The 26,318-nt window shown below is 34.5% G+C and carries 23 protein-coding genes; 21 read left to right on the plus strand and 2 right to left on the minus strand.

Annotated elements, in window-relative coordinates; genetic code table 11:
- The first annotated feature begins 24 nt into the window (after positions 1–24).
- The 4 genes from DOK76_RS02220 to DOK76_RS02235 all read left to right on the plus strand — a co-directional run bounded on the left by DOK76_RS02220 (position 25) and on the right by DOK76_RS02235 (position 5,489).
- Entirely contained in the window at positions 25–732 is a 708-nt protein-coding gene (locus DOK76_RS02220) for a response regulator transcription factor (protein WP_206964677.1), read from the plus strand.
- Positions 729–2,480, plus strand: a complete 1,752-nt coding sequence (locus tag DOK76_RS02225; protein WP_206964678.1) for an ATP-binding protein — start codon at positions 729–731, stop codon at positions 2,478–2,480. The genes DOK76_RS02220 and DOK76_RS02225 overlap by 4 nt, the downstream gene beginning before the upstream one ends.
- Positions 2,481–2,590: 110 nt before the next feature.
- Complete coding sequence (locus DOK76_RS02230) at positions 2,591–3,025, plus strand: CopY/TcrY family copper transport repressor (protein WP_206964679.1); 435 nt, start codon at positions 2,591–2,593, stop codon at positions 3,023–3,025.
- A gap of 13 nt (positions 3,026–3,038) precedes the next feature.
- Positions 3,039–5,489: a heavy metal translocating P-type ATPase gene (locus tag DOK76_RS02235; protein WP_206964680.1), complete on the plus strand. Its 2,451-nt coding sequence runs from the start codon at positions 3,039–3,041 to the stop codon at positions 5,487–5,489.
- Between the two features lie 590 nt (positions 5,490–6,079).
- Here DOK76_RS02235 and apf read toward each other — a convergent pair.
- Positions 6,080–6,655, minus strand: coding sequence for an aggregation-promoting factor (gene apf / locus DOK76_RS02240; protein WP_206964681.1), 576 nt, complete (start codon positions 6,653–6,655; stop codon positions 6,080–6,082).
- A 481-nt stretch (positions 6,656–7,136) separates the two neighbouring features.
- Between apf and DOK76_RS02245 the strand changes: the two genes are divergently transcribed.
- Both DOK76_RS02245 and DOK76_RS02250 read left to right on the plus strand, forming a co-directional pair.
- Positions 7,137–7,970 carry a hypothetical protein gene (locus DOK76_RS02245; protein ID WP_206964682.1) on the plus strand — a complete coding sequence of 278 codons (834 nt, stop codon included), beginning with the start codon at positions 7,137–7,139 and terminating at the stop codon, positions 7,968–7,970.
- Positions 7,971–8,118: 148 nt separating this feature from the next.
- The gene (locus tag DOK76_RS02250; protein ID WP_206964684.1) at positions 8,119–8,973 is read left to right on the plus strand and encodes a VOC family protein; all 855 of its coding nucleotides are present in this window, start codon (positions 8,119–8,121) and stop codon (positions 8,971–8,973) included.
- A 33-nt stretch (positions 8,974–9,006) separates the two neighbouring features.
- Here the strand turns inward: DOK76_RS02250 and DOK76_RS02255 are convergent, their stop codons facing one another.
- Entirely contained in the window at positions 9,007–10,344 is a 1,338-nt protein-coding gene (locus DOK76_RS02255) for an FAD-dependent oxidoreductase (protein WP_206964686.1), read from the minus strand.
- A gap of 347 nt (positions 10,345–10,691) precedes the next feature.
- Between DOK76_RS02255 and DOK76_RS02260 the strand changes: the two genes are divergently transcribed.
- The 15 genes from DOK76_RS02260 (at position 10,692) to DOK76_RS02330 (ending at position 26,316) form a co-directional block, all read left to right on the plus strand.
- The gene (locus tag DOK76_RS02260; protein ID WP_206964688.1) at positions 10,692–12,497 is read left to right on the plus strand and encodes a glycerophosphoryl diester phosphodiesterase membrane domain-containing protein; all 1,806 of its coding nucleotides are present in this window, start codon (positions 10,692–10,694) and stop codon (positions 12,495–12,497) included.
- Between the two features lie 99 nt (positions 12,498–12,596).
- Positions 12,597–13,178 (plus strand): ribosome biogenesis GTP-binding protein YihA/YsxC, encoded by a 582-nt coding sequence (gene yihA, locus DOK76_RS02265; protein ID WP_206964689.1) that lies wholly within the window; start codon positions 12,597–12,599, stop codon positions 13,176–13,178.
- Between the two features lie 470 nt (positions 13,179–13,648).
- Positions 13,649–14,107: a prepilin-type N-terminal cleavage/methylation domain-containing protein gene (locus DOK76_RS02270; RefSeq protein WP_242542176.1), complete on the plus strand. Its 459-nt coding sequence runs from the start codon at positions 13,649–13,651 to the stop codon at positions 14,105–14,107.
- Positions 14,108–14,135: 28 nt separating this feature from the next.
- Complete coding sequence (locus DOK76_RS02275; protein WP_206964691.1) at positions 14,136–14,609, plus strand: pilus assembly FimT family protein; 474 nt, start codon at positions 14,136–14,138, stop codon at positions 14,607–14,609.
- Positions 14,610–14,699: 90 nt separating this feature from the next.
- On the plus strand, positions 14,700–15,470 hold the full coding sequence (locus DOK76_RS02280) for a prepilin peptidase (RefSeq protein ID WP_206964692.1): 771 nt from the start codon (positions 14,700–14,702) through the stop codon (positions 15,468–15,470).
- A 19-nt stretch (positions 15,471–15,489) separates the two neighbouring features.
- Positions 15,490–16,530 (plus strand): type IV pilus biogenesis protein PilM, encoded by a 1,041-nt coding sequence (pilM, locus tag DOK76_RS02285; protein ID WP_206964693.1) that lies wholly within the window; start codon positions 15,490–15,492, stop codon positions 16,528–16,530.
- Entirely contained in the window at positions 16,527–17,123 is a 597-nt protein-coding gene (locus DOK76_RS02290; RefSeq protein ID WP_206964694.1) for a PilN family protein, read from the plus strand. The genes pilM and DOK76_RS02290 overlap by 4 nt, the downstream gene beginning before the upstream one ends.
- Positions 17,124–17,690: a hypothetical protein gene (locus DOK76_RS02295; RefSeq protein WP_206964696.1), complete on the plus strand. Its 567-nt coding sequence runs from the start codon at positions 17,124–17,126 to the stop codon at positions 17,688–17,690.
- Between the two features lie 26 nt (positions 17,691–17,716).
- Positions 17,717–19,408, plus strand: coding sequence for a GspE/PulE family protein (locus DOK76_RS02300; protein ID WP_206964697.1), 1,692 nt, complete (start codon positions 17,717–17,719; stop codon positions 19,406–19,408).
- A gap of 31 nt (positions 19,409–19,439) precedes the next feature.
- Positions 19,440–20,630: a type IV pilus twitching motility protein PilT gene (locus tag DOK76_RS02305; protein WP_206964698.1), complete on the plus strand. Its 1,191-nt coding sequence runs from the start codon at positions 19,440–19,442 to the stop codon at positions 20,628–20,630.
- 6 nt (positions 20,631–20,636) lie between these two features.
- Positions 20,637–21,851, plus strand: coding sequence for a type II secretion system F family protein (locus DOK76_RS02310; protein WP_206964699.1), 1,215 nt, complete (start codon positions 20,637–20,639; stop codon positions 21,849–21,851).
- Positions 21,832–23,037: a P-loop NTPase family protein gene (locus DOK76_RS02315; RefSeq protein ID WP_206964700.1), complete on the plus strand. Its 1,206-nt coding sequence runs from the start codon at positions 21,832–21,834 to the stop codon at positions 23,035–23,037. The genes DOK76_RS02310 and DOK76_RS02315 overlap by 20 nt, the downstream gene beginning before the upstream one ends.
- A gap of 54 nt (positions 23,038–23,091) precedes the next feature.
- Positions 23,092–23,712 carry a hypothetical protein gene (locus DOK76_RS02320; protein ID WP_206964701.1) on the plus strand — a complete coding sequence of 207 codons (621 nt, stop codon included), beginning with the start codon at positions 23,092–23,094 and terminating at the stop codon, positions 23,710–23,712.
- A 25-nt stretch (positions 23,713–23,737) separates the two neighbouring features.
- A complete protein-coding gene (locus tag DOK76_RS02325; protein WP_206964702.1) occupies positions 23,738–24,319 on the plus strand; it encodes a hypothetical protein in 582 nt (193 codons plus the stop codon).
- Positions 24,313–26,316, plus strand: a complete 2,004-nt coding sequence (locus tag DOK76_RS02330) for a hypothetical protein (protein WP_206964703.1) — start codon at positions 24,313–24,315, stop codon at positions 26,314–26,316. Before DOK76_RS02325 ends, DOK76_RS02330 begins: the two co-directional genes overlap by 7 nt.
- The last annotated feature ends 2 nt before the right edge of the window (positions 26,317–26,318 follow it).

Below are 26,318 nucleotides of genomic sequence, written 5' to 3' on the forward strand. Positions count from 1 at the left end.
GCTTGAGAAAGGGCGTGCTTTTTTATGAAAAAAATCCTAGTAGTGGATGATGAACCATCTATTACCACACTCTTAAAATATAATCTTGAAAAAGAAAACTTTGAAGTTGATGTTTGTCATGACGGGGAGGCTGCTATTGAGGCAGCCTTAACCAATGCCTATGATTTCATTATTCTTGATTTGATGTTACCGAAAGTAAATGGTTTTGATGTGACGAAAAAACTTCGTAAAGAAAAAAATGTGACACCTATTTTAATGCTAACAGCAAAAGACGAAACAGTCGATAAGATTATTGGTCTAGAAATAGGCGCAGATGATTATTTAACGAAACCCTTTAGTCCAAGAGAACTCATTGCACGTATTCGTGCCGTAGAAAGACGATTAGACCTAACTGGTGACAAAATTCCCGAATCAGCACCGATTGAAACAATTGAAGTCGGTGATTTGATTGCTTACCCGAAAGATTATCGTGTGACAAAAAATGGTGAAGAGTTAAACTTTACGAAAAAAGAATTTGAGTTATTGATTTATTTGATGGAACGTCAAAATCGGATTATCAGTCGAGATGAATTGATGACGTCAATTTGGCAAGATGATATGTATCACCTTTCAAGGACTGTGGATATTCATATTTCTCATTTGAGAGAAAAAATTGAAGATGATCCTAAAAAACCACAATATATTAAAACAGTGAGAGGATTTGGCTATAAATTTCAGGAGTTAGAAGAATGAAACAAGTATCAAAAAAACTAACACCTAAAATTATAGTTGCTTTAGTCATAAGCTTATTAGTAGGTGGGGGCATTTATACCACCTACTTTTTTAAACAGGAAGTGCTAAATCAGCAAAGAGAAAAGTTAAGTAGTGAAATTGATGTACTAATACCTTATCTTTTTGATGAAGGAGAACTGGTGCTAAATCCAGAAAAAATTGACGATAGTGTCAAAAATACGGGACGTTTGACTATTTTAGATAAAACAGGACAAATAAGATATGATAGCTCCCATAAAGAATTAGCCAAAGGAACCAGAGAAAAGCGCTCTGAAATTAAACAAATATTAGATGATGGGCAAACAGAAGGTTACGCTGTTCGTGACAGTACTACAGTCAATGAAAAGATGATTTATGTCGCTAAAGGCGTTTATTATCAAAACGAACTAGTCGGGATACTAAGGCTTTCTGAAAAATATGCAGGTGTTTCACAGCATTTAAAACAATTTCAACGTTATGTTCTGATTGCTTTAATCCTAGTGAGTATTGTGATATTGAGTTTATATTTTTACATTTTAAGACAAAGTAAAAAACCAATTCAGTTTATTCTCCCCATTTTACGAAATGCTATTAAAAACCCAGATGAAAAACAAACCGTTGTCGACGCACCAAGTGAATGGCAGGAGTTGTATCAAACCGTGTACGAATTAATGGATGAAACAAATTTACTTTATTACAAACAGTTACAAAATGAAGAAAAGCTTGCCTTTCTATTTGAAAACTTGGATATTGGTATTTTTATACTAAATGAAGAGTTAGAGTTGGTGTTAGCTAATGGTGTGACAGAACAATTGTTTAATTCCCCAAAACAATCGAAGCACTATAAAAATTGGTTCAATCACAAAAAAATGAGTCGCTTGATTCAAGAAGCTGCTGAAACAAAAGAACAAGTTCAAGGGGATATTCACATAAAGCATCCTAAAAATCATGATTTAAATGTGATTATTCGCATACTTGATTCTAATGTAACAGAGTATGTTGGTATCATTTATGATGTGACTGACATGAAGCAAATTGAGCAAGTCCATGAAGATTTTATTAGTAATATTTCCCATGAATTAAAAACTCCCACAACGTCAATAATAGGTTTTGCTGAAACCTTGTTAGCTGGAGCAAAAGATGATCCCAATGCTTCAGAGGAATTCATACAAATTATTGAGAGTGAAGGTAAGCGTTTATTGAGTTTAATCCAAAACATTATGATGTTACTCAAAACAGAAAAAGATATCTATTTGTTAGATACAGTGGTGAGTAACCCGGTTAATGTGGTGGAAGAAGAGCTAGAACGCTACCTGTACAAAATAACTGAAAAAGACATTCAAGTAACTTTTGATAGTTCCCTCACTCATCAAACAGAATTACCTGGAAATGCTTTTCAGTTAATTGTCAAAAATTTATTAGAGAATGCAGTAGAATACACGGGCAATGGCGATTCGATTTTCATTTACTTAAAAGAAATGGATGGAGATCTTGTCCTAACTGTGGAAGACACTGGTATTGGTATTTCTGAGGAAGATCGCAAGCGAATATTTGAACGTTTTTATCGTGTGAGTCAGTCTCGTCAGAGAAACACAGGTGGATCTGGATTAGGTCTATCAATTGTTCAACACTATACAGAAATTCTAGGTGGAACAGTAAAATTAACCAGTGATTTAGGCGAAGGAACTACAGTGATTGTTAGAATACCAATGAAAACGAAAGTAGATTGATGTCCCTCCATCAATCTACTTTTTTTAATTTTATTGTTGACAAATGTAAACAATGGAGTTAAACTACATTTGTAGTCTACAAGTGTAGTTTAATAAAGGAGGTAGTTATCATGAAACAATCAATGGAAATTATTACAGATGCAGAGTGGGAAATCATGCGTGTTGTCTGGGCATTAGGTGAAACCACAAGTTCAGAAATTATTGATGTATTAGAAAATAAAATGGACTGGAAACCCTCCACTGTTAAAACATTACTTTCACGTTTAGTGACGAAACATTATTTAGAAACAAGAAAAGAAGGCAAGCAATTTATCTACTATGCCCTTGTCAAAGAAGAAATAGCAGTTAATGGAGCGCAAAAAGAATTATTTGATAAAATCTGTCACAGAAAAATTGGTGGTTTGTTAATTCAAGCCATGACAGATCACGACTTATCACAAGCAGATATCGAAATAATGGAGTCTATACTAGCAAAGAAGAAAAAAACAGCGCCTGAAGAAGTACCTTGTAATTGTTTAAAAGGTCAATGTAGGTGTCAGGGATAAGGAGGAGAGACTAATGAGTGAATCAAAATTATTTGACATTGAAGGTATGAGTTGTAGCTCATGTGCGAGTCGTGTGGAAAAAGCAGTCCAAGAAGTGTCGATTGTCGAAAAGGCGAGTGTGAACTTTGCGACTGAAAAACTGCAGGTTACCTTTAAAGAAGGTGAAGAAGATGACAAGCGTTTAGCAGAAGTAGTCAAAGAAGCTGGTTACAACCTAATTTTGCCGACTACAATGACTTCTTTTGATATTGGTGGTATGACGTGTTCAACATGTGCGAGTCGTGTAGAAAAAGCAGTAGCAGAAATGAACGGCGTGACACAATCTCAGGTCAACTTTGGAACGGAAACGTTAGAAGTCGCTTTTGATAAATCATTAACTTCAACAAGAGATATTATTGAGAAAGTCAAAGAGACTGGTTATGAGGCGACTTTAGTAGCGGGCAATGAAGAACAAGCAGAAGAAAGAAAAGAACGCCATATTGAACAAATGTGGGCACGTTTTTGGCAATCAGCCCTCTTTACAGTCCCTTTATTGTATATTGCTATGGCAGATATGGTGGGATTACCTTTACCAGAGATGATTCACCCAATGGTTTATCCAGAGCGATTTGCTGTATTGCAACTTGTTTTAACACTTCCTGTTCTTGTGATAGGACGCTCTTTTTTTACTGTTGGATTTAAATCTCTCGTAAAAGGTCATCCTAATATGGATTCTTTAGTCGCATTGGGAACAAGTGCTGCTGTTTTGTATAGTTTATACGGAACGGTTCAGGTGTTTTTAGGCCAACCCCATTTTGCGATGAATCTCTACTATGAATCAGCCGGTGTCATTTTAACTTTGATTACACTTGGTAAGTATTTTGAAGCTGTTTCAAAAGGCAAAACATCAGCAGCTATTAAGAAGCTCATGACTTTGGCTCCTAAAACAGCTCGGGTAATGAAAGGAAATCAAGAAGTAGAAGTCGGATTAGATGAAGTTAAGGTTGGAGATATCATCTTGGTTAAACCTGGTGAAAAAATTCCAGTAGATGGTCAAGTTATTGTGGGTAGCAGCTCAGTAGATGAGTCCATGTTAACAGGAGAAAGTTTGCCAGTCACAAAATCAGTGGGAGACGAAGTGGTGGGAGCAAGTTTAAATAAGAATGGCTCTTTTCAATTTAAAGTAACAAAAGTTGGAGGAGACACGACTTTATCCCAAATTATTAAGTTAGTAGAAGAAGCTCAAGGTTCAAAAGCACCAATTGCTAAACTTGCTGACAAAGTCTCAGGAATCTTTGTTCCCATTGTTATGACTTTAGCCTTATTTTCTGGCTTGGCGTGGTATTTTTTAGGCCAAGAATCAGCCGTTTTTGCAATGAGTATTACGATTTCAGTTCTTGTGATTGCTTGTCCCTGTGCCTTAGGATTAGCAACGCCTACAGCAATTATGGTAGGAACAGGTAAGGGGGCAGAAAATGGTGTGTTGATTAAAAGTGGTGACGCCCTTGAAACAGCCTACCAACTAGATACGATTATCTTGGATAAAACGGGAACCATTACAGAGGGAAAACCAGTGGTAACGGATATATTAGTTGCTAAAGGTGTGTCTGAGGAAGAATTGTTACTATTAGCTGCTTCTGCTGAAAGTCATTCGGAGCATCCACTAGGTGAAGCTATGGTTCAATTAGCTAAAGAAAAAGAATTAAAGCTGTTAGAAACAAGCTCGTTTAACAACATTCCAGGGCACGGTATTGAGGTAGTGATTGATAATAGACAACTAATGATTGGTAATAAAGAATTAATGAATCAAAAAGAGATTGATTTATTAACCTTTGAAGAACAAGCAAATACAATCGCTGAAGCTGGTAAAACACCAATGTATGTGGCAAGAGAGTCTGACATTTTAGGAATTATTGCTGTGGCAGATACGATTAAGTCTACAAGTAAAGAAGCCATAAACAAACTTCAACGTATGGGGTTAGAGGTAGTGATGTTGACTGGAGATAATCAACGAACTGCTCAAGCTATAGGGAATGAGTTAGGACTAAGCCACATCTTAAGTGACGTGTTACCAGAAGACAAAGCCAGAGAAGTTAAAAAGATACAAAAAGAAGGTAAGAAGGTTGCTATGGTAGGAGACGGGATTAATGATGCGCCTGCTCTTGCTCAAGCTGATGTAGGACTTGCAATTGGATCAGGGACTGATGTTGCTATGGAGTCAGCGGATATTGTGTTGATGCGTAGTGATTTAATGGATGTTCCGACAGCTATTGAATTAAGTCGCTCAACTATCAAAAACATTAAAGAGAATCTCTTTTGGGCATTTTTATACAATGCCTTAGGAATTCCTGTTGCTATGGGTGTGCTACATCTTTTTGGTGGGCCACTCCTTAATCCGATGATAGCCGCAGCAGCCATGAGTTTTAGCTCTGTTTCAGTGTTACTAAATGCTTTAAGATTAAAAAGATTTAAACCAAGTAAATAAAAAATTAGGGTGGGTCAAAAGTCGTTTTGCTCTGAGTAACTGGAGGAATTAAGGGGCATTCGGCTTTTTATCCCCTGACTAATAAAGAAAATTAAGTGAAAAAAATGGCTGATTCGGATAGAATCAGCCATTACTTATTTAAAAAAGAATAAGGTTAGCGAGAAAAAAAGAGTGATAAATGTTGGTACTAAGTTGGTTACTACTGTTTACTTAATAGTTGAGCTTTTTGTTATGCAACTGTGTCAAATTTGAAAATTAACAGATGTTTCTTCTTTCAATTTTTGTTGGTACTTTAACAATTAAAGAACTTTTTCTTGAAAAATGGAATGCATAAACTCGCTAACCTTATTGGTAACTAGTAAGGAGAACCAAATTCCCACTTCCTTTACATTCTTACTGCCTAGATACATATAAACTTAAAACATTTAGTTGATTGATTAATCTGTGTTAACGTTGGAAATTTATATGCTCCTTACACATTATTTATACCATGATTCTAATAATAATGCAAGCGTTTACATCTAGGCGGAGAACTATTATAATAAAGGATACAAAAAAAGAAGCTAATCGAAATTAGCTTCTAAAAGTTCTTAATACCAACCGTTGTTCATCCAAAATGATTGAGCATTTTCCCATGAACCGTAACGATCTGCTACGTATTGATCTGCAACACGTTCTTGATTTTCTGGAGAGTAGTCTCCGTTTAAATAACTAGATGATAATTGGTAACGACCAATGTATTGACCGTTTGTTGCTGAATAGCTACCACTAGATTCTCTTTGAGCAATCCACTCTTTAGCACTAGATGAATTTCCAGTGTATGAAGAAGTTTCTGCGGGAGCTGAGTAAGTTTCTTGGTTAGCAGGTTCAGTGTAAGTTTCTTCTTGGTAAGTAGGCTCAACGTAGTTAGTTGGTGCAGCTACAGCTTGACCATCTGTTTTAATGTTTAATTCTTGTCCAACATGAATTAAGTCAATGTTTTTAATGTTGTTATCTTTAGCGATTGAGTTGATTAGGCTGTTGTCTCCTGTAATGCTTTGAGAGATAGTTGATAAAGTATCTCCAGATTTAACAGTATATAAAGTGTCCGCAAGTACAGTTGTTCCAAAAATGCCAAAGCCTAAAGCCATAGTAGTTCCTAGTAATATTTTCTGTAGTGATTTCATAAAAATAAAAATCTCCTTCTGTTTTAAAAAATTTTCGTCTCATCTGACGACAGAACATACTTTACCATCGATAAATATTTCGTAGGTAAAGAAATTTGTTTAATTTGATTACAGAGAAAGCTTTTTTGTAACATTGTGTCTCAATTAGAAATATTTAATGTAAGTGAAATGTTTTTCTGAAAACGCTAGGCAAGTTTTGGGTATTAAGTTACACCAAGATAATAAATGTATGATAAAATCAGTTATAACAAATAAATAGATTGAGATTTAAAGAGTGTTTTTATTTTTCGTATATTATAATAAAAATAAAAACAAATGATTTTAAGTGAATCAGTTATTCATTTATTACAAGGGTTACTAAGATTAGGGGAAAAGACATCAGTTTGTAGCGTAAAAAGATATGTTTTTTTGTGAAATCAGGCAAAAAAAGGGATATTTTTTTACTTTTTATGAGATAAATAGTGGGAAGGGGCTGTATTTTATGTTAGTAGATTCAAATTTACCTGTAGATCGTGATCGATTAAAGAATCGATTGATTCGTTTAGTCAAAGAAGATGAGGATATTTTGGGTTGTTTCTTTAGTGGATCAATTGGAACAAAGACAGAGGACAATTATTCTGACATCGATGCCCGAATTATTGTTAAAGACGGGATTAATTTAAAGAGAAAACAAGTTGGGATTATTCGTTCTATTGGTCAGTACTTGTTTATTGAAAAATTGGAAGAGAGAAGCTCAATTATTCATTATGATACGTTTATTAAGTTGGATTTATTTATCTACACAGTAGATGAACTAGAACCGAGTATTTGGATGAAGGAAATTAATATTGTTAAAGACTTTGGTTTATTAGAAGAACTATGCGAAAAGTCACAAAGATTAAGTTATTCTATTACTCAACGGGAGTTCGACCAATTACTTCACAGTTATTATGCGGATTACTTTGAACTGTATCGCTGTTGGAAGCGAGAGGAGTATAATTATTTAGAGCATTTAACTCTATCTATGAAGCATTGTTTGGTATCAATGTGGTATGTATCTAAAGGGTATGCACCAAATCCAGAGATGGACTGGGCTAAATACGAAGGACGAAAGACTAAATTATCCCATCTAGAAACGAATTTCATCTTGTCTTTCACACCTTGTCGTGTTGAAGACTTAGAGGAGTTCACTAAAAAAATCGAAATATTGGTTTTTGAAGCAGCAGAAAAGATTGCTACGTATAATCGTTTGTCTTTCTCTCAAGAAACCTTTAAAAAAGTGCATCGACGCATTTCATTTAGTCAAGAAGATGGAGATATTGAAATAAAAGAATAAAGAAAAGGGGGCTAGCATTTAGGCTAGCCTTCTTTTTTGCTTCATATGAAAGAGATTTGTACGGAGCAAATGTCTTTCAATCTTTTTATTTTTCTTTTTTGAAAAATCATAGTACAATATCACTAACAAAAAGTAAGAGGTGTAAGAAATGACAAACAAGCAATCAATTTCTCTAGGAGCAGTGACATTAAACGTTAATGATTTACGTAAACAAACAGAATTTTATCAAGAGGTAATTGGACTACATATAATAGAAGAAAGTCATCAAAAAGTATCTTTAGGAATTAAAGATACAAACACTATATTAGTTAAGTTAGAGCAGTTAGAGCCACTAAAACAAAGACAACAAGAAGCAGGTCTTTATCACTTAGCTTTTCTTTTATCGACAAGAAGTGACTTAGGTGGTGTCTTACGTCATTTAATCGAAATCAAAGCGCCAATTGAAGGAGCTGCTAATCATGGATATAGTGAAGCGTTGTATTTACATGACGTTGAAGGTAATGGCATAGAAATATACCGTGACAAGGATAGAAGTGAGTGGGACATAACATCAAGTGGTCGTATTATTGGCATCACAGAAGAGATGGATGTACAAGGTGTTTTGGCGGCTCGTTTAACGAGCTTAAACAAATTACCAGAAGGAACGGTTATGGGGCATGTCCACTTAACAGGTAGTGATTTTTTAGCTAATGAAACATTTTATAGAGATGTATTAGGGTTTGATTTAACAGATGATTTAGGAGGTCACGCTCGTTTCTTTGCTAAAGATGGTTATCATCATCAGATTGGTGTGAATAATTGGTTAGGTGACACCATTAGAAAAAGAGGCGAAAAGAGTCTAGGTATTAGTCAATATGAGATTATCTGGTATAATGTTTCAGATTTTGTTGAAACAAAGGCTCGTCTTGTTGAATCAGGGCAAACTATTGAAGAAAAATCAGATAACGAGTTCAAAATTAAGGATTCTAATGGTATTATAATACATATGGAGTTAAAAAAATAAGAACATAAGCGCCAACTTATGTTCTTAAATCTGTTACTTATTGAATACTTCTTGGGCAAGAAGATTTAAGTAATTCCATGGACGGTCGAAGTGAGGCTGGAAGAAGAAATCACTTAAGGCTAAATCTTCGACTGTCATTTTGTTTTGAATAGCTAAGGATAACGTATTTGCGGACTGAGTGATGTCATATTTAGACATTAACTGAGCTCCAAGGATACGTTTTGTTTGTTTGTCGTAAACAAGTTGCATCATGACTTTTTCTGTTGTGGGCATAAACTCAGGACGGTAATTGTCTTCCAGGTAAACGAAGTCAGCATCAATCGATTGGCTTAAGGCACTTTCAATTGTCATACCAGTTGAACCAATTTTCCAACCAAATAGATAAAGGCCAGACGTTCCTTGAGTTCCTCTATAAGCTAAGCGATCCTCTTTAATATTGGCACCAACTAGTAAACCTTGTCTAACAGCATTTGTTGCTAAGGGAATATAGCTAACAGAGTCAGTTGGATTGTAATGAACCACAGCGCTATCTCCTGCTGCAAAAATATCAGGGTTACTTGTTTTCATGTATTTATCGACAATAATAGCACCGTTTGGTAACATATCTACTTTATCTTTTAACAGTTCTGTTGAAGGTCTAAAACCAACACACATAATAACTAAGTCAGCTTCAAAAGTTTGACTTGGTGTATGAACATGAGTCACATTTCCTTCAGTATCCGCATCAAATGAGGCAACATTTTCGCCTAAAGCTAGTGTTACGCCTCGATTGACTAAGTCTTCTTCTAATTTATCTGTAAAGGATTGATCGAGGTATTTATTTAAAATACGTGGGAGACCATCAATTAGAGTGACATCTTTTCCAGATTCTACAAAGGCTTCAACTAACTCAATCCCAATATAGCCACCACCTACAACAACAACTTTGTTAGCTGTTTGAGATTTATTAATAATCTCATTGGCTTGATTGAAATTTTTACATAGTTGAATATTGTTTGATTCAATACCTGAGATAGGGGGAACAATTGGCCAAGAGCCTGTTGTCATAACTAATTTGTCATAAGTATTTGTTTCAATTTCTCCTGTTTGAAGATTTTTAGCTTGAACGGTTTTGTTCTCAGTATCAATGGCTATCACATCATGCTCCATTTTAAGTACTGCACCTAGAGACGCTAACTCTGTAGGGTTTGAATAAAAAAGATCGTTGGCATTTTTGACAACACCACCAACATAAAGGGCAATCCCGCAAGATAGAAACGACACGTTATCATTTCTTTCGTAAACAAGAACTTCTACATCCGACTCTTGTTTCAAAATATTTTTAACGGCTGATGTTCCTGCATGGGTACACCCGACTACGATGACTTTCATATTATTATCTTCCTCTCAAATGATTTATATCACAAATGATACATCAGTGATACCCATTGAATATAACAAAAGAGAAAAGCTTAATCGAACCTTATGCTTGTGAGTTACATTTAAAAAAAGAGGGTTTTTGATAAGATTTTTATCATGTTTGTGAAATAAATATTCAATGATTTCAAGGTATTGGTTCACTACTGAACGAAAAAATGCTTGTGAAAGGAATAATTTTCTTTTGTCATTTTTTATTTTATTTGACCTAGAAGGTGAAAATAACTGTTGAAAGGCTTAAACTAAGATATAATGAAAACGTAATAATTTATTCTTAAAATAGTTTGAAGGTAGGCGTTAGAATGCGGTATTTGATTGATAATTTTAAAAAAACTTGGGAGTTTATTCGAGAGACAAAATCATCTTATGTTGATATTTTATTGATGCATGGATTTTTAATGTTTTTCTTAACACCATTTCTTGTTAGTGCTACTCAGTTTATTCTCAGACAAGGTGGGATAGCGTATATTTCATACGATAACTTAGGTATGATTTTTAGTCAGCACCCCTTTGTCTTTTTAGGTCTTATTGGGATGTTGTTACTATTAGTAACATCAGTTTTCTTTGAATTTACTTTTTTATTACTGAGTGTGTATTTTATTAAGATAAAAAAGAAAATATCATTGAAGCAGTTGTTAAAGGGTACGTTGTTACAACTTAAAAAAATTCGTTTTGGTACATTGCTATTTTTCTTATTTTATTTCTTTTTAGTGCTACCTCTAAGTGGTATTAAGTTCAACTCTGAATTACTAGCAAAATTTCAAATCCCAGTCTTTATTTTAGATGTGATTTTTGAAAATCGGGTAGCGTTTATTGCACTATTTGTTTTGTTTTATTTGATATTGATCTACATAGCCATTCGTTTGATTTTTGCACTACCAGAAATGATTTTAAAGGATAAACCTTTTAAAGAATCTGTTAAGTTTTCTTGGCAAGAAACAAAAGGTAGTTTCTTAAGAATACTTAGTCAATTTGTGATTGTCATGGGAACTTTTGCCATTGTGTCAGGGTTATCGACAACAGTGATAATTTTAGTTCAAGATTTAATTGAAACAAGTGCACCTAAATATGCATTAGGTTCAGCTATTTTTCTAATGACTGCTCTACAAGTGGTATGGCTGATTAACTTAATTTTTTCAACTGTGGGAATTTTCTTTGTAACAATTGATAATTTAGGCGTAAGAAACTTCTTACCAGCTACTTTATCTTGGTATAAAGAAGAAACACCAAAGGAGCAAGCAAACTGGCAGAAACATCTTAAAAGTACTGGATTAGTAGTATTAATCATTGGACTAGTAGTGGTTGTAGGAACTTCTAATGCCGAGTTCTTAAGTAACCCAGCCTCAGTTAAACCAATTACAGTGTCGCATCGCGGAGTAGATAATAAAAATGGTGCTCAAAATACGATAGATTCTTTAATTAAGACAAGCACAGATACTCATCCTGACTACATAGAGATGGACGTCCAAGAAACAAAAGACCAACAATTTGTTGTGTTCCATGACTTTAATATGAAGAATTTAACGGGTGAAAATGTTAAACCAAATCAACTAACTCTTGATGAGTTAACAACTTTTACTGTTAAAGAAAATGGAAAAGAAGAACCTGTTGCCTCTTTTGATGATTACTTAGCTAAAGCCAACGAACTTAATCAAAAATTATTGATTGAAATTAAGCCTACTAAAGATGACTCACCTGAGATGATTGATAACTTTATTAAAAAATATGGTGATGATATCATTGAACATGGACACACTATCCAGTCTCTATCTTTTGATATTGTGGCTGAGCTGAAAGAGAAAAAGCCTGAGTTTGTTGTGGGGTATATTATGCCGTTTAGTGTTGTAGGACCACCTGAAGGAGATATGGATTTCTTTACTTTAGAGTACACAACCTTAAATTCAAACTTTATCGACTCAGCTAATGCCCAAGGAAAAGCAGTATATGCTTGGACGCCAAATGATGAAGATACTATGTCTCGTATGATGTTTTATGGAATTGATGGTATGATTACGGACCAAATGACTATTCTAAATAAAACAGTCAAGGACAATGAAAATATTACCTATTCAGATAAATTATTGTATTTTGTCATTGGAATTGGGTAGTTTAAACGAAATTATGAATGAGAAATGAATGCTGTGAGTGTTCATTTCTTCTTTTTTTTGTTAAGATAGGAAAGACTAAATATAGAAAGTGGCGATAATATGAAAGTACATCATGCCGAAATCGTGATTAGTGCCGTACAACCAGAACAATACCCAAAGACACAATTGCCTGAAATTGCTTTAGCTGGACGTTCTAATGTGGGTAAATCATCATTTATTAATACCTTAATCAATCGAAAGAACTTGGCTAGAACTTCTGGAAAACCGGGGAAAACCCAAACATTAAACTTCTACTTAATTGAAGATGCCTTACATTTTGTAGATGTACCAGGTTACGGATATGCGAAAGTTTCAAAAACAGAGCGTGCTAAATGGGGAGAAATGATTGAAACTTATATCACTCAAAGAGAACAGCTGAAAGCAGTTATATCTCTAGTTGATATGAGACATGATCCTTCAGCAGAAGATATCCAAATGTATGAATTTTTAAAATACTATAATATCCCTGTTATTGTAGTGGCAACAAAAGCTGATAAGATTAAGGGAAATCAATGGAACAAACATGAATCAGCTATTAAAAAGAAATTAAACTTTGACCCGAACGATGCGTTTATTGTCTTTTCATCTGAAACAAAAGAAGGAAAAGATAAAGCGTGGGCAGCTATTGAAAAATATTTATAAACTTAAAAACACTTAGTGAATTTCTTTATTTACTAAGTGTTTTCGTCTGTAAAAGTTNNTTATGATAAAAAAATGAGGTTTTTTTTATTTAAATCTTACTTTAAATGAAAATAGCATAACAATAGGTCGTAAACCCTTTGTTTATAAAGTGTGTTATATTAAAAAAATGTTATTTTAAACAAATTAGAAAAAAACACGATTGAAACATGACATAAAGTTGTATATAATCAAAAATGTGTTAAAAAGACACAGTTTTTATTCCGAATGTATTTTTTTGTCGGAAATTATTTTTATAAAAAACCAATAAACTGGTAAACGAATAACAAAAATAAAATAAAAACGGTTATTTTATTTTCGTTATTAGAACATCATGTTCTCTTTACGAAAAGTATAAACAAGCTATAATAAGTGTTTGTTCATAAAGTGTTCTTTTTTCGTAGATGTTTACCCAACAGAAAGGAAGAAGGAATATGAAGAAAATGAAGCACATTATGAAAGATGAGGAAGGTTTAACTTTAGTCGAGTTATTAGCAGTAGTTGTTATTATGGCGATTATCGCAGGTATTGCAGCCGTGTCTATTTCAAAAGTAATCCAAAGAACTCGTGAAGATGCTCAAGTGAGTAACGTTCAACAAATGTTAGCCTCAGCGAATTTATATGATATTCAAACAGAGGGTGGACTTCAAGGAAATGAGACATTGAGCAGTTTGAAGAAAGAAGGAACGATAAAATCAACTTCTTTTGCAACAAATCCTGAAAAAATCAAATTTAGCAAAGATGACCACGGGGTTATTTCGGTGGAAGTTGGGGAAGGAACTTTATTAGCTGGTAAGGAATCTAATAAAGAAGAGACATTTAATGAGGAAGAGTCAGCTTCAATTAAACGAACAGACTTATATCCTAAAGGCAATGACGAGTCAAAAGAATAAAAAAGATAAAAAAGAGAGGGCATAACATATGAAAAAAATGAAACGAATCATGAAAGATGAAGAAGGTTTAACTTTAGTTGAGTTATTAGCAGTAGTGGTAATTATGGCGATTATTGCCGGTATTGCAGCCGTGTCAATATCAAAAGTAATCCAAAGAACCCGTGAAGATGCTCAGGTGAGTAACGTCCAACAAATGTTAGCTTCAGCCAACCTGTATGATATCCAAGAAGAAAAAGGTATACCTAAAGAAGGAATTGCTTTAAATAAATTGAAAGAGAGTGGAAATATTAAGTCAACTTCATTTGCTGAAGAAACAGGTTTAACAGGTATTACGTTTACCAAAAACGAAGAAGGTGTTATTACTATTCACCTAGCTGCTAAAACTTTAAAAGCAGGTAAAGAAGATAATAAGCAAGCTGATTTTTCAGAAGAAGATTCTGCTTCAATCAAGAGAGAAGATTTGTTCGAAAAAAAAGGAACATCTACTGAGGGCGGAAAATAATTAATTAATTAATAATGAAATGAGGGTTTGGGGAGTTTCTGTAAAAAGACTACCAAGCCCTTCTTTTTTCAAATAGAAATGAGGGAATCGATGAGTATTAGTACAGCAGATTATATGTTAGTTTATGGATTATTGTTTATTTTAGGGAGTTGTTTAGGGTCATTTTTTATTTTAGTTGGTTCAAGAACAGCTAAAAAGCAGTCAATTGTCACGCCAGCGTCACATTGTTCATCATGTCAGACACCGTTGAAAATATATGAACTCATTCCAGTTTTTTCTTGGCTTTTTTTAAGAGGCAAGTGTCGTACGTGTCAAACTAAAATCCCTGTCAGTTATATATTATTAGAAGCTCTATCAGGGCTTGTTATGATGACTTCATGCTACTTATTAGCTTGGTCAACTGAGACCATTGTCGCCATGACATTTTACTATTTACTACTGACGATAACAATAAGTGACATAGAAGAACATAAAATCCCAAATGCTGTTCTTTTACCTTTCTTTATTATCGGCTTATTTGAAAGATTGTTAATATCTCCTACTTCAAATTGGTTTTTTAACCCTTTATTAGGCGTTATTTTCGGATTTGGTGTTATGTTCTTATTGGCCTACTTCAGTAAAGGAGGCATGGGTGGTGGTGATATTAAGCTACTAGCCGTCATCGGAGTCTTTGTCGGTCCAATCGGTGCTTTAATTACCTTATTTTTAGCAGCGTTCATGGGATTGTTCTATGCGATTTTTTCAGGAGCAGCCATGAAAAAAGGAACAAAAATTCCTTTTGGCCCTTTTCTAGCAATTGGAGCTTGGCTAGTTTACTTTTATTTTTCCAACCAATTAGCTACTCTACTAACATTATTTTAGGAACTACTAAGGAGGACATATGAACAAATTTATCGGATTAGATATTAAAAAAAATGCCATACGTTTTGCGTCTGTGAATAAAGCAGGTGAGCAAATTGTGGTGGATCAGTTTAATGAAACAGTTCTTGATGGTAATTTTTATAAACCAACAATTACGAATGAGAATTTTCTACAAAAAGAATTAATGACGTTATTCAAAGATAATCGAATCAAGCAGTGTCCAACAGTATACAGTGATTTTGGATTTAACTTGTTGATTAAAACAACGAAAATCGTCGAAGCATTGAATATGGACAAGGTTAGAGAAGCTATTTTTATGGAACTTGGCTCAAGTATTCAAGTTCCATTTAACGATATTACTTTTGATATATTGTCGGCTAAACCGACGGAAAAGCGTGAAAAAAGTGATGAATCAGATGCTAAAATGAAAAAAAGAAAAGCAAAAGAGATTGATAAGCGTGAGCAAGAAGTCAACGTAGTTATAACGAATGAGACGGATTTGATTTATGTTGGAGATGCCATTGAAACAACTAAGAATATTCCTTATGGAGTAGATATGTCAGCTCTTAGCTATCATCGCTTGTTTTCACACTTTTCCATGCAAAAGGTAAAACGAAATATGTATTTATTATTAGAGCTAAATTGTGGTGAAGCAATTGTTACAGTGATGAACAAAGGGGTGCCAATCTTCACTCAGTATGCGGAGTACAATCCTGATCATTGGCGTGTCAATATCGAAAATCAAGATCAATCTAATTGGTCCAATCAATGGACTTATGATGAAGTGTATGAGAAAAACAAATTGTTATCACTTATTGACAACATCAACCGGATAATAAATACCTTTTCGAATGTATCAAGTGGCTCAGGAATTAAGTATACCTTGTTAGTAGGAGATAATCCTTTAGTTGAAGAAGGCATTGCTTCCTTCTTATCTGAACATATTGATGTACCTGTGATTACACCTGAGTTAGCTATTGTCAATCAGAAGGGACAACAATTGCCTAAACGCTATTACAAAGCAGTAGGACTTTCTATGAAAAAAGAGGAATTCAAATGATCAATTTATTACCAAAAAAATACATTAAGAATAAAGCACCTCTAGCGATTGGTATTATTACAAGTATTTTATTTATTCTTGGCTTAGTCATTTTTAGTGTTCAGCTTTTTTTCTTATCTGGACAAATCAAACAGGCAGAAAAGACATTGGTCTTTGAAAAGCAGCAAACAGCTAAGTTAACTAATCAAGTAAATAAATTAGAAAAATCTCGTTCTTTATCCATCAAGGAAGAATTAATGGGAATTAAAGCCTCTCAATACGATGTGAACAAGATCATGAATACTTTTTCAAAGACTATGACAGATCATAAAATTAATGTCCTTAGTTACCAACTTGATTTCTTATCAGTTGATGGCTTAGATACAGATGGTGACTCACGAGAGTTTAATGAAGAAGGCAAAGAAATCATGAAAATTGATTTTGCTACAGAAGAAAGTAGCTTGGCAAAACTAGGTCAGTGTATAGAGGCATTCAGAGATGTTGAGTGGATTGACGATGCTAAGTTTGTGACAACATCAAGTAATGATTTGTATAATTCAACCTTGTACATGAATTTATTAGTGGAAAATCTTCCAACATTAGGAGGAAAGTAAATGTATGAAATTCGTTTTTTAAAGAAGCATAAAATTCTACTGGCTAGTATTATTGCTGGGGTATTAATTATTTTCCTATACGCCCAACTAGGTGTTCTAGGGAAACGTTATGAGCTAAAAAAAGAGTTACACGCTGACATCAGTCAGGAACAATTAGTTAGTGCGACTCTTAAAAAGAATAAAAAGAACCTTGAAAAAATGCCTGAATTAGTGAAGTCAAATGAGATTAAAGGATTTACCACCTCAGATGAAATCGCAAAAGAATTAACGACAATTGAAAAAAAATTCCAAGCAGTTAATGTAGACGTGATTAGTTTAACCATGGCTGAAGAGGATTACTTTAGAGATGAAAAAAGAAGTAACGAAGTTATTAGAAGAAAAGTAGTCACAATGGACGTGACAGCAGACACAGATAAGGATTTAGAAGCCTTTATTAAAGATATTGAGTCTAACAAACAACGTGTGGCTAAAATTAAATCAGTTGATTATAAAGCAAGCTCAGGAATTAACGAAGTTGCTGCAGCAACGATAGAGTTTTATATGTATTATGTTCAAATGGAAGACTAAAAAATAACAGACAGGATGGTGAAATGATGGAACGCAAGACAAGAAGAAAAGTAACTTTTGAAAAATTTTTCCTACAAATGGTTAATTTACCTAAAGAGGCCATTGAAAAAGCGAAGAAAATGAGTACTTTAGATAAGACTCAAGAAGAAGTGTTAATTGAGTTAAATTATATCACTGAAACTCAATTTGCAGAATTAGTAGCAATCTACACAGGTTTAGAACTACTTGATTTAGAACGTTTTGAACCAGCATCAGAAGCTCTTAGTTTAATTGAAAAAAATGTTGCTCAACAACATATGATTTTTCCTATTGAAGCCACTGATGACATGATAAAAGTAGCTATGTTTAATCCTTTAAATAGTACAGTCCTAAATGATATTCGTTTATTAACTCAGCGAAAAGTTGAACCCGTGATTGCTATACGTGAAGACATTAAAAAAGCTATTTTAGAGCATTATTCGACATCGAAAAAACTAGAAGATGCCGTTGAAATCAAAGGGAAAGCTGCGGTTACAAAAAAAGCTTCTATGATTGTCACCGATACAACGAGTTCCTCAGATGATGCACCTGTGGTTAAATTAGTTAACTCTATTATTGAAGAGGCCGCTGAACGAAAAGCAAGTGACATTCATTTTGATCCTTTAGATGATGAGATGTTAGTTCGAATCCGAATCGATGGCTCTCTAGTTGAATTAATGCGCATTAACTTATCGATTATGCCAATGGTTGTTTCTAGAATTAAAATTATGTCTGATTTAAACATTTCAGAAAGTCGTTTACCTCAAGATGGACGAGTGAGAATTCAAACGAAATCACATTTGCTTGATCTCCGGATCTCGTGCTTACCAACAATCCACGGGGAAAAGATTGTTATGCGTGTCATTGATTTATCTGGCGGGACGACTGATTTAAGTGATTTAGGTTTTTCTGATAACAACTTATCTGTTTTGAAAAAAAATATTCACGCGCCTTACGGACTTGTGCTAGTAACAGGACCAACAGGATCAGGAAAAACATCGACACTTTATTCTATTTTAAATGACGTTAATGACCCTGGAACGAATATTATTACTGTAGAAGACCCAGTGGAGCAGCAATTAGATGGTATCAATCAGGTTCAAGTTAACCAACAAATTGATTTAACTTTTGCTTCAGGTTTACGCTCGATTTTGAGACAGGATCCAAACATTGTTATGGTGGGGGAAATTCGTGATGCTGAAACAGCGGAGATGGCGATTCAAGCTTCCTTAACAGGGCATTTAGTATTGAGTACCCTTCATACCAACGATTCGATTTCTTCTATTATTCGTTTAATTGATATGGGAGTAGCCCCCTTTTTAGTATCAACAGCTCTTTCTTCAGTTGTTGCCCAACGATTAGTTAGACGTGTGTGTAAACATTGTGGGACTGAAGTGGAGCTAACGCAAAAAGAAAAAGAATTGTTTATGCGACATGACAGAGAATGTGAGACACAATTTGTTGGAAAAGGGTGTAATTACTGTAATTACACAGGCTTTGATGGCAGATTAGCGATTCAAGAAGTCTTGAAATTATCCAATGACTTGAGAGCTTTGATTTCAAATGAAATGGAGTTAGGAAAATTAAGAGAAGTCGCTATTAACAAAGGATTTAGTACCATGCTTGTAGATGGCTTGAGAAAAGTTGAAGCAGGTGACACTACTGTATCAGAAATTTTACATGCCGTAAAAGAAGTATAAAACCAAACAAGAAATGAGATGGAGGAATAGTATGAATGATGAATTAGCCTCTCTTTTAGAAGAATTAGAAAAAACCACATTGGAAGATTATTCAGTACCGAGTACTTCAAATGAGCCAGTCATCAAAGAGGACACACCAGTCCAAGATGAGGTCAGATATGTCAATTTAGAACAAGCTATATTGCCACAAAAAGGTGTAGACGACATCTTAATTAGAGCCATAAAAAAAGGAGCATCTGATGTTCACTTTGTTGTGCATAAATCTCCTGTGTACCGGATTCACGGAGAGTTGATTGATGACATTGAATTACCTGTTTTAACAGAAGATGATTGTATTCGTTACTCAAAAGAACTTTGTAATCAAGAACAATGGCAAACTTTTGAATCAGTAGGTGAGATTGACTTATCTTATGACATTAAAAATATGAGCCGTTTTAGGGTAAATGTTTTTAGACAACGCCAAGGTGTATCGATTGCGATTCGAATCATTCCGCAAAAAATACCAGAGTTGTCGTCCTTAAATCTACCACTTGTGTTAGAAGATATCATTGATAACCATCAAGGGTTGATCTTAGTTACTGGTCCAACAGGCTCTGGAAAGTCAACAACCATGGCTTCTATGTTGCAACATTTATGTCAGCACCGAAAAAAACACATTATAACTTTAGAAGATCCCATTGAGTATGTGTACGAAACAACAGGAAGTGTCATCAATCAACGCGAAATTGGTCATGACACACAAAACTTCCAAAATGCCTTTAGAGCATCTTTAAGGCAAGACCCAGATATTATTTTAGTTGGGGAATTGCGTGATTTTGAGACTATCTCGATTGCCTTGACTGCTGCTGAGACTGGACATTTAGTCCTAGGCACACTTCATACATCAAGTGCAGCAAGTTCTGTAGAGCGAATCATTGATGTGTTTCCTTCAATTCAGCAAGATCAAGTGAGAACACAATTAGCCGGAGCTTTAGTAGGTGTCATTTCACAACGTTTATTACCTAAAAGAGGCAATCAAGGTCGTGTGGCTATGACGGAAATTTTAATCAATGACAAGTCTGTTGCTAACTTAATTCGAACAGGTAAAACCCATCAAATTGATAATGTGTTACAGACAGGCCGAGATAAAGGCATGCATTCGATGGAATACTCGATTCAAAAAGCTTTAGAAAAACAACTAGTCGACTATAGTGCTGCCGAGTTGTTACTGAAGGGAGACTAGATAAGAGTGCCATTATATTATTATGAAACAAAAGACATGCATGGGAATTTCAAAAAAGGAAAAACTCGTGGTCAGTCTGTTGAAGAAGTAACAGACAAATTAAAAAGTAAGAAACTACGTGTAGTGAGTGTTGTTGAAGCACCAGAAACACTAGCCAATAAAGAAATCAAGTTGTTTAAAGAAAAAATAAAAAGCGATGCTTTAGTCAAGTACTTACAACAGCTTTCTATGTTAATCAATGCAGGAATTGGTATTTTAGAAGCTCACCGAATGTTGATTGAGGGAACGGAAGATAAAACCTTGAAAAAAGCTATCACAACTGTGACAGAAGGCTTAGAAGAAGGCCAAGCTTTTTCTGTTGCTTTAGAAGCACAAGGGGATTTATTTCCTCAGCTGATGATTAGCTTAATACGAGCAGCTGAATTGTCAGGTTCACTAGATGAGAGCTTGAAAAAATTAGCAACTTACTATGAAAAAAGAAATAAATCACGAAAGAAAATTATTTCAGCACTGATTTATCCCGCTATTTTATTACTGCTTTCATTAGGGGTTTCAGTTTTTCTGATGATTAGTATTGTGCCGATGTTTATTGAGTTATTTGAAGGATTTGATGCAGAGTTACCAAAAATCACACAAATTACAATGGCCATTAGTGATACGATTACTGAGAGATGGTGGTTATTGCTACTAGTTGGTATTGGTCTGTATGTTCTTTATAAAACAGCCATGAGAGTCCCAAGTCTTAGATACAAACAAGATGAGATTAATTTAAAAATGCCCTTATTTGGTCCTTTAGTTGCAATGGACAGCTTATCGTCTATTTTTAGTACGATGGCCAGTCTATTATCCAGTTCAGTTAAGTTTTCGAATGCTCTTGATTTATCTAGTGAAATTGTCTCAAATCAGGTGATGAAAAAAATCTTGATTGATTCAAAAATGACGATTGAACGTGGGGGAGCTTTAAGTGAGAGTTTTGAAGCTAGTCCGTATGTACCAATTCATACGAGTCAAATGATGCGAGTGGGAGAAACCACGGGGAATTTAGATGTCATGCTACAAAAGTTAAGTGATATTTATGAGGAAGAAGTGGATATGGTAGCAGAACGTTTAAAAACTATTTTAGAGCCAATGATTATTATTGTAATTGCGGTTTTAATTGGTTTTATCGTTGCGGCGATTATGATTCCAATGTTTTCAATGTATGATGCGATACAAGGGTAAACAAGTTAGACGAATACGCATCATTGGGGGAGCAGGTAGTGGTAAAACAACTTTGAGTAGAGAATTAAGCGAACTACTTCATCTACCAGTTATCTCTTTAGATCACTCGGCTAAAAAAGTCAAAAAAATGTCTACTCCTCAAGCCAAAAGCTATCTGTCAGAAAAATTATCTGAAGAAGCCTGGATTGTTGAAGGCGTACAGTCTTCAACTAAATACAAGCAAACAATTGTAGAGACAGACTTAGTTATTTTTTTAGATTATTCTTTGAGACTTAGAAGAAAGAGACTAATTAAGCGCTATGTGGCACTTAATTTTACTAAAACAAAATCTAAAAGAAATTGCACCTTAAAACAACTATATGTCTTATGCCAATGGAATCGGCAATTTGACGAAAAAAAACAAGATTTAAATCAAGTCCTTACTGAGAGTCAAGGCAATGTATTACGAGTGACAAATGAAAAAGATGTTTCTAGGGTATTAACAACAATCAATCAATTATTAAGAGAGGAAGTCGGTATGATGGATTTAACGAAATTAAATTTCTTTAATCGCAAAGCAGGAGAAAAGTATAAATATGAGTATAACTATGATGAAGATTACGATTATGACTATGATTATGATTACGACTATGATGAGATTGTCCCAACGCCACCAAAGTCAGAAGCAGTAGAATCAACTATGCCTATTATCGAGAAAAAAGTGTCTGTTGTTTCAACAAAAGAAGCAACGACTTCATTAGAAAAAGAAAATGAGCAGTTAAAACAAGAAGTGGCAGAGCAAAATGAATACATTAAAAAAATCATGTTAATCAAAAATAAAAGTGATTCAGCACTAGAGCAATTAAGAACTCATCTTGAAAGTGTGAGACAAACAAACGCTGACTTACAAGAAGAAGTAAGACAATTAGAAGAAGATAAAGCTAGTTTAAATCAAGAGTTGACTAATGAGAAAAATAAACCAGCTAAAGAAGTAGTTGCAAAAGAAACAACAACTCAATCAGAGGCAACAGGGAAAGCGGATTTTAATCAAGTTCTACTCCTTAAACACTTAAAAAATAGTCAAGAACAAGTGAAACAATTGGAAGAGCGATTAGGAAAAGTTGAACAAGAAATAGATGGATTGGATTTGAAATCAAATACAACTATTGTGAGAAAAAAAAGTTCAAAACAAAATAAGGTTAGCTAAACCTTAAAGGAGCTGAGAAAAATAGGTAAGAAAATCATTCAAAATGAGGACGGAATGGGGCTAATTGAAGTTATCGCATCTGTTGTCATGCTAGGTATCTTACTTCCAGGTGTTGCTTATCTATTTGTTTTCTCCCAAAGTGTTTTAAGAAGCAATCAAGCAAGGAGCGAGGGGATTCAAGTGGCTGAAGACATTAAACAAGTCCTTGAATACCGTTCGCAAACTCAAGATATTGCTGATTTAAATCGCTTAGCCATTGTAGAAATCAATGACAGTGTTACTTTAGATGAGGCGACACAAATGAGAAGAGATCATCTGATTATAGACAATACAGGTATTCAGTATGAGTCGAAAAATCTTCCACTGTATGGTGAAGTTCCAATTGAAGAAACAGATGGAGACAAGGGTGAGTTTTTACGAAAAATTAGTTACACAAAAGAAAAAGCATTGCCGGAGTCTCTTAATACAAGGGAAAATCAACTGTATATGGGTAATTATCTGACATGGAGTAAAGAAAAAAAAACGTATGAACCAACACCTTACTTAGTCAGAATTGATGTAGAAGATAGAGATAAACGAATCGAGGAAGCAGTGAATTTAGAGATTGGTGTTTGGGATGAACGAACAGGGTCTAAGTTGTACTCAACTGTTTATAAATGGGCGGTTAAATTTTAAAGAAGTAAGATAGAGGTGTGAATCAATGATGAAACGAATAATCTCTAATGAAGAAGGTATTACCTTAGTTGAGTTGGTCGCAGGACTAGCTTTACTAGGGTTAATTTTGATTCCTCTTGGAACCTTGCTTTCTTTTGCAGGAGATTCTGTGAAACTTCAAAGAGAACAAGCAGACATTCAAAGTACGGCTAACTTGATGGTTGCCCAGATGATAGCTATCTCTCAAAAAGAGGGGTTGTATGAACAAGCAGGGTACAGTGATTACGGGACACCAGCCTGGGAGCAAAAACACATTGTCAAAGTCAATGGTAGTGGTACGAATAAAGTGGAAGTCACAGATATTTTGGATAAAGATAACCAACGAAAAAAAACATATCAAATAAAGAATCCCAAAGTGAGTATTCATGTGGATCAGAAAAAAAATATCCATGACAATAGAAAGAATAACCAACTTCTTTCAAATTCACGGGATACTTTTACCATTCAAGAGTCTGTCGAGATTACCTTTAAAAAAGAGGGAAAAGAGGTATTCTCGCAACAAGTTGAGTTGGATTATCGAGATGAGAAAAAAGCAGTTGGTGAGATAGGAGGCGAGGGCTATTGGTAAAAAACTGGATAAAGGATGAAAAAGGATTTACCATGGTTCAAACCTTAGCGACATTAATGTTGATTAGTTTATTAGGACTAGGTTTAATTCTTTTAGGATTTCAAGTTTCTGAACAAATTACTGTCACTCAAGCCATTAGTCAACAAAAAAATTATAAAACCTTCGCTACTCAGGAAGCTAAAATAACTTTAGATAAAGAATTAGAACAGGTCTTTTCAGAAGAAAACCTGAAAAAAAATCCATTAGGCATGAATGATGGCATGTTAAGAAAGCTTATGACTGATTTTGTTAGGAACCATGAAGTATTAAATGAAGAAAAGTTTAAAAAGACTGGATCAGCTAGCTATAAAAACACCTTGAGTTCTTTCACTATCGAAAACATGGGAGCTTTAGTACCAGGTGAAGAAGAGGAACAAGGTTGGGAAGGACAAAGTCAAAGCTCAGTTAGTACAAATTATTATAACTACCGAGTAAGAATTCCTGTCAAAACAACCATTACTGAAAAAGAAAAAGAAACAACGTTAACAAGTGATTATTGCTATGAAGTTCAGTGGGAATCTAAAAAAGAAGGGGATTTAGTCTTAGAGACAGATATTTGGGGCAATATGTATTACCAAATCAATCGTCCTGGAGGTATTCAAAACTTATCAGCAGATACGGTGATGAGGAGAATGGCAAACATCTATCACATACAAGATGAAACCCCAGATTACCTGATTCCTTTTCCAGTTAAAGATGCTAATAATAAGGTGTTAAATGGAACCTTTGGGATTGAATCTCCTTTTGTAGCTGATGTGACAGATGGAAAAAGTGTGCTTAATAATGATGTCTCTCGATTGCAATTTGAAGGATCTCTTCTATTAGAAAATGGCTTTGATTTATCTGGAAACAAGAGTGATGCTCAACTGGTTACGAAGAATTTACTAGGATTAACCAATGCCTCAAATGGGATTAACGGCATAAGTCAAAGTGCTATTAAAAATCTATCCATAGATGCTAGAACTGGGTTATACATAAGTTTGGATCCGGAAAGTCGCTCTAGAGATGGTTCGGGAAAAAAAATAACGATTAACAATGACGGTCAATCACTTATAGAAACAACTAATTTAGTCATTAATCAAACCATTGATAGTAATAATCCTGATGTGGGAACGTATATCACAAGTGGTGAGATTCAGGTGGGGCCAACTCGAAATGAAACCACTGATTACCGTGAATATAAAGGAACTGCTGATACTAAAAATTTACAACGTCATGATTGGCATCAATACCAACAAGGAAATGCCATTATTAGTAATTCAAAAGTGGTATTGGACTCACAAACTAGTCGTAGCTCAGGTGTATCTGTTAATGTAGCAAATAATTTCATGTTAACAAATGCAGGCATGAGTGCTGATTTGGTAGAAGATAGTTTTTCTTACTTCCAAGACGAAGGTCGAGAGAAAATTAAGAAGCCTTCTGAATTGGTTTTACAAGGAAGAAATACTCATTTTAATGTAGAAGGATACAGCTATCTTGATGCTCCAAAAAGAAATCAACGTCCCTTGACAGGAGATGGCAATAACGAAAAACACATTTATATTACTAATCAAGGACTGAATAAAATCACCTTAAAAGACGGTAGCCAAATGGAATTAGGATTTACTGGGATAGAGACATTTACTTTAGAAAGTGGTCGAGATACGGTTTTTTCAGTGAAATTACTACCGGGTTTAGCTCTGTTTAATCCTTATTTTTTAGAGCAATCAGTGAGAAATAATCATCTAAATGGAAAAGTTGTGTTAGAAACGTACAACAAAGAAGATGCATCAAAACTAGCAGCTGAATTAGCCAGTAAACAAATTCCCTATAATGTCGTTAATTCTGTTAGCGGCAATTACAGTAATTGTGACAATGGTGTTGTAACTATTGTTGAAAATAGATCAGGTAACGTCCAAACACAGTATCAATATGTGACAAGGCAATTTAGCTATCTAACAGATGTGAAATACAAGTAAGA

This window comes from Candidatus Vagococcus giribetii, from assembly GCF_017316185.1.
Classification (GTDB): Bacteria; Bacillota; Bacilli; order Lactobacillales; family Vagococcaceae; genus Vagococcus; species Vagococcus giribetii.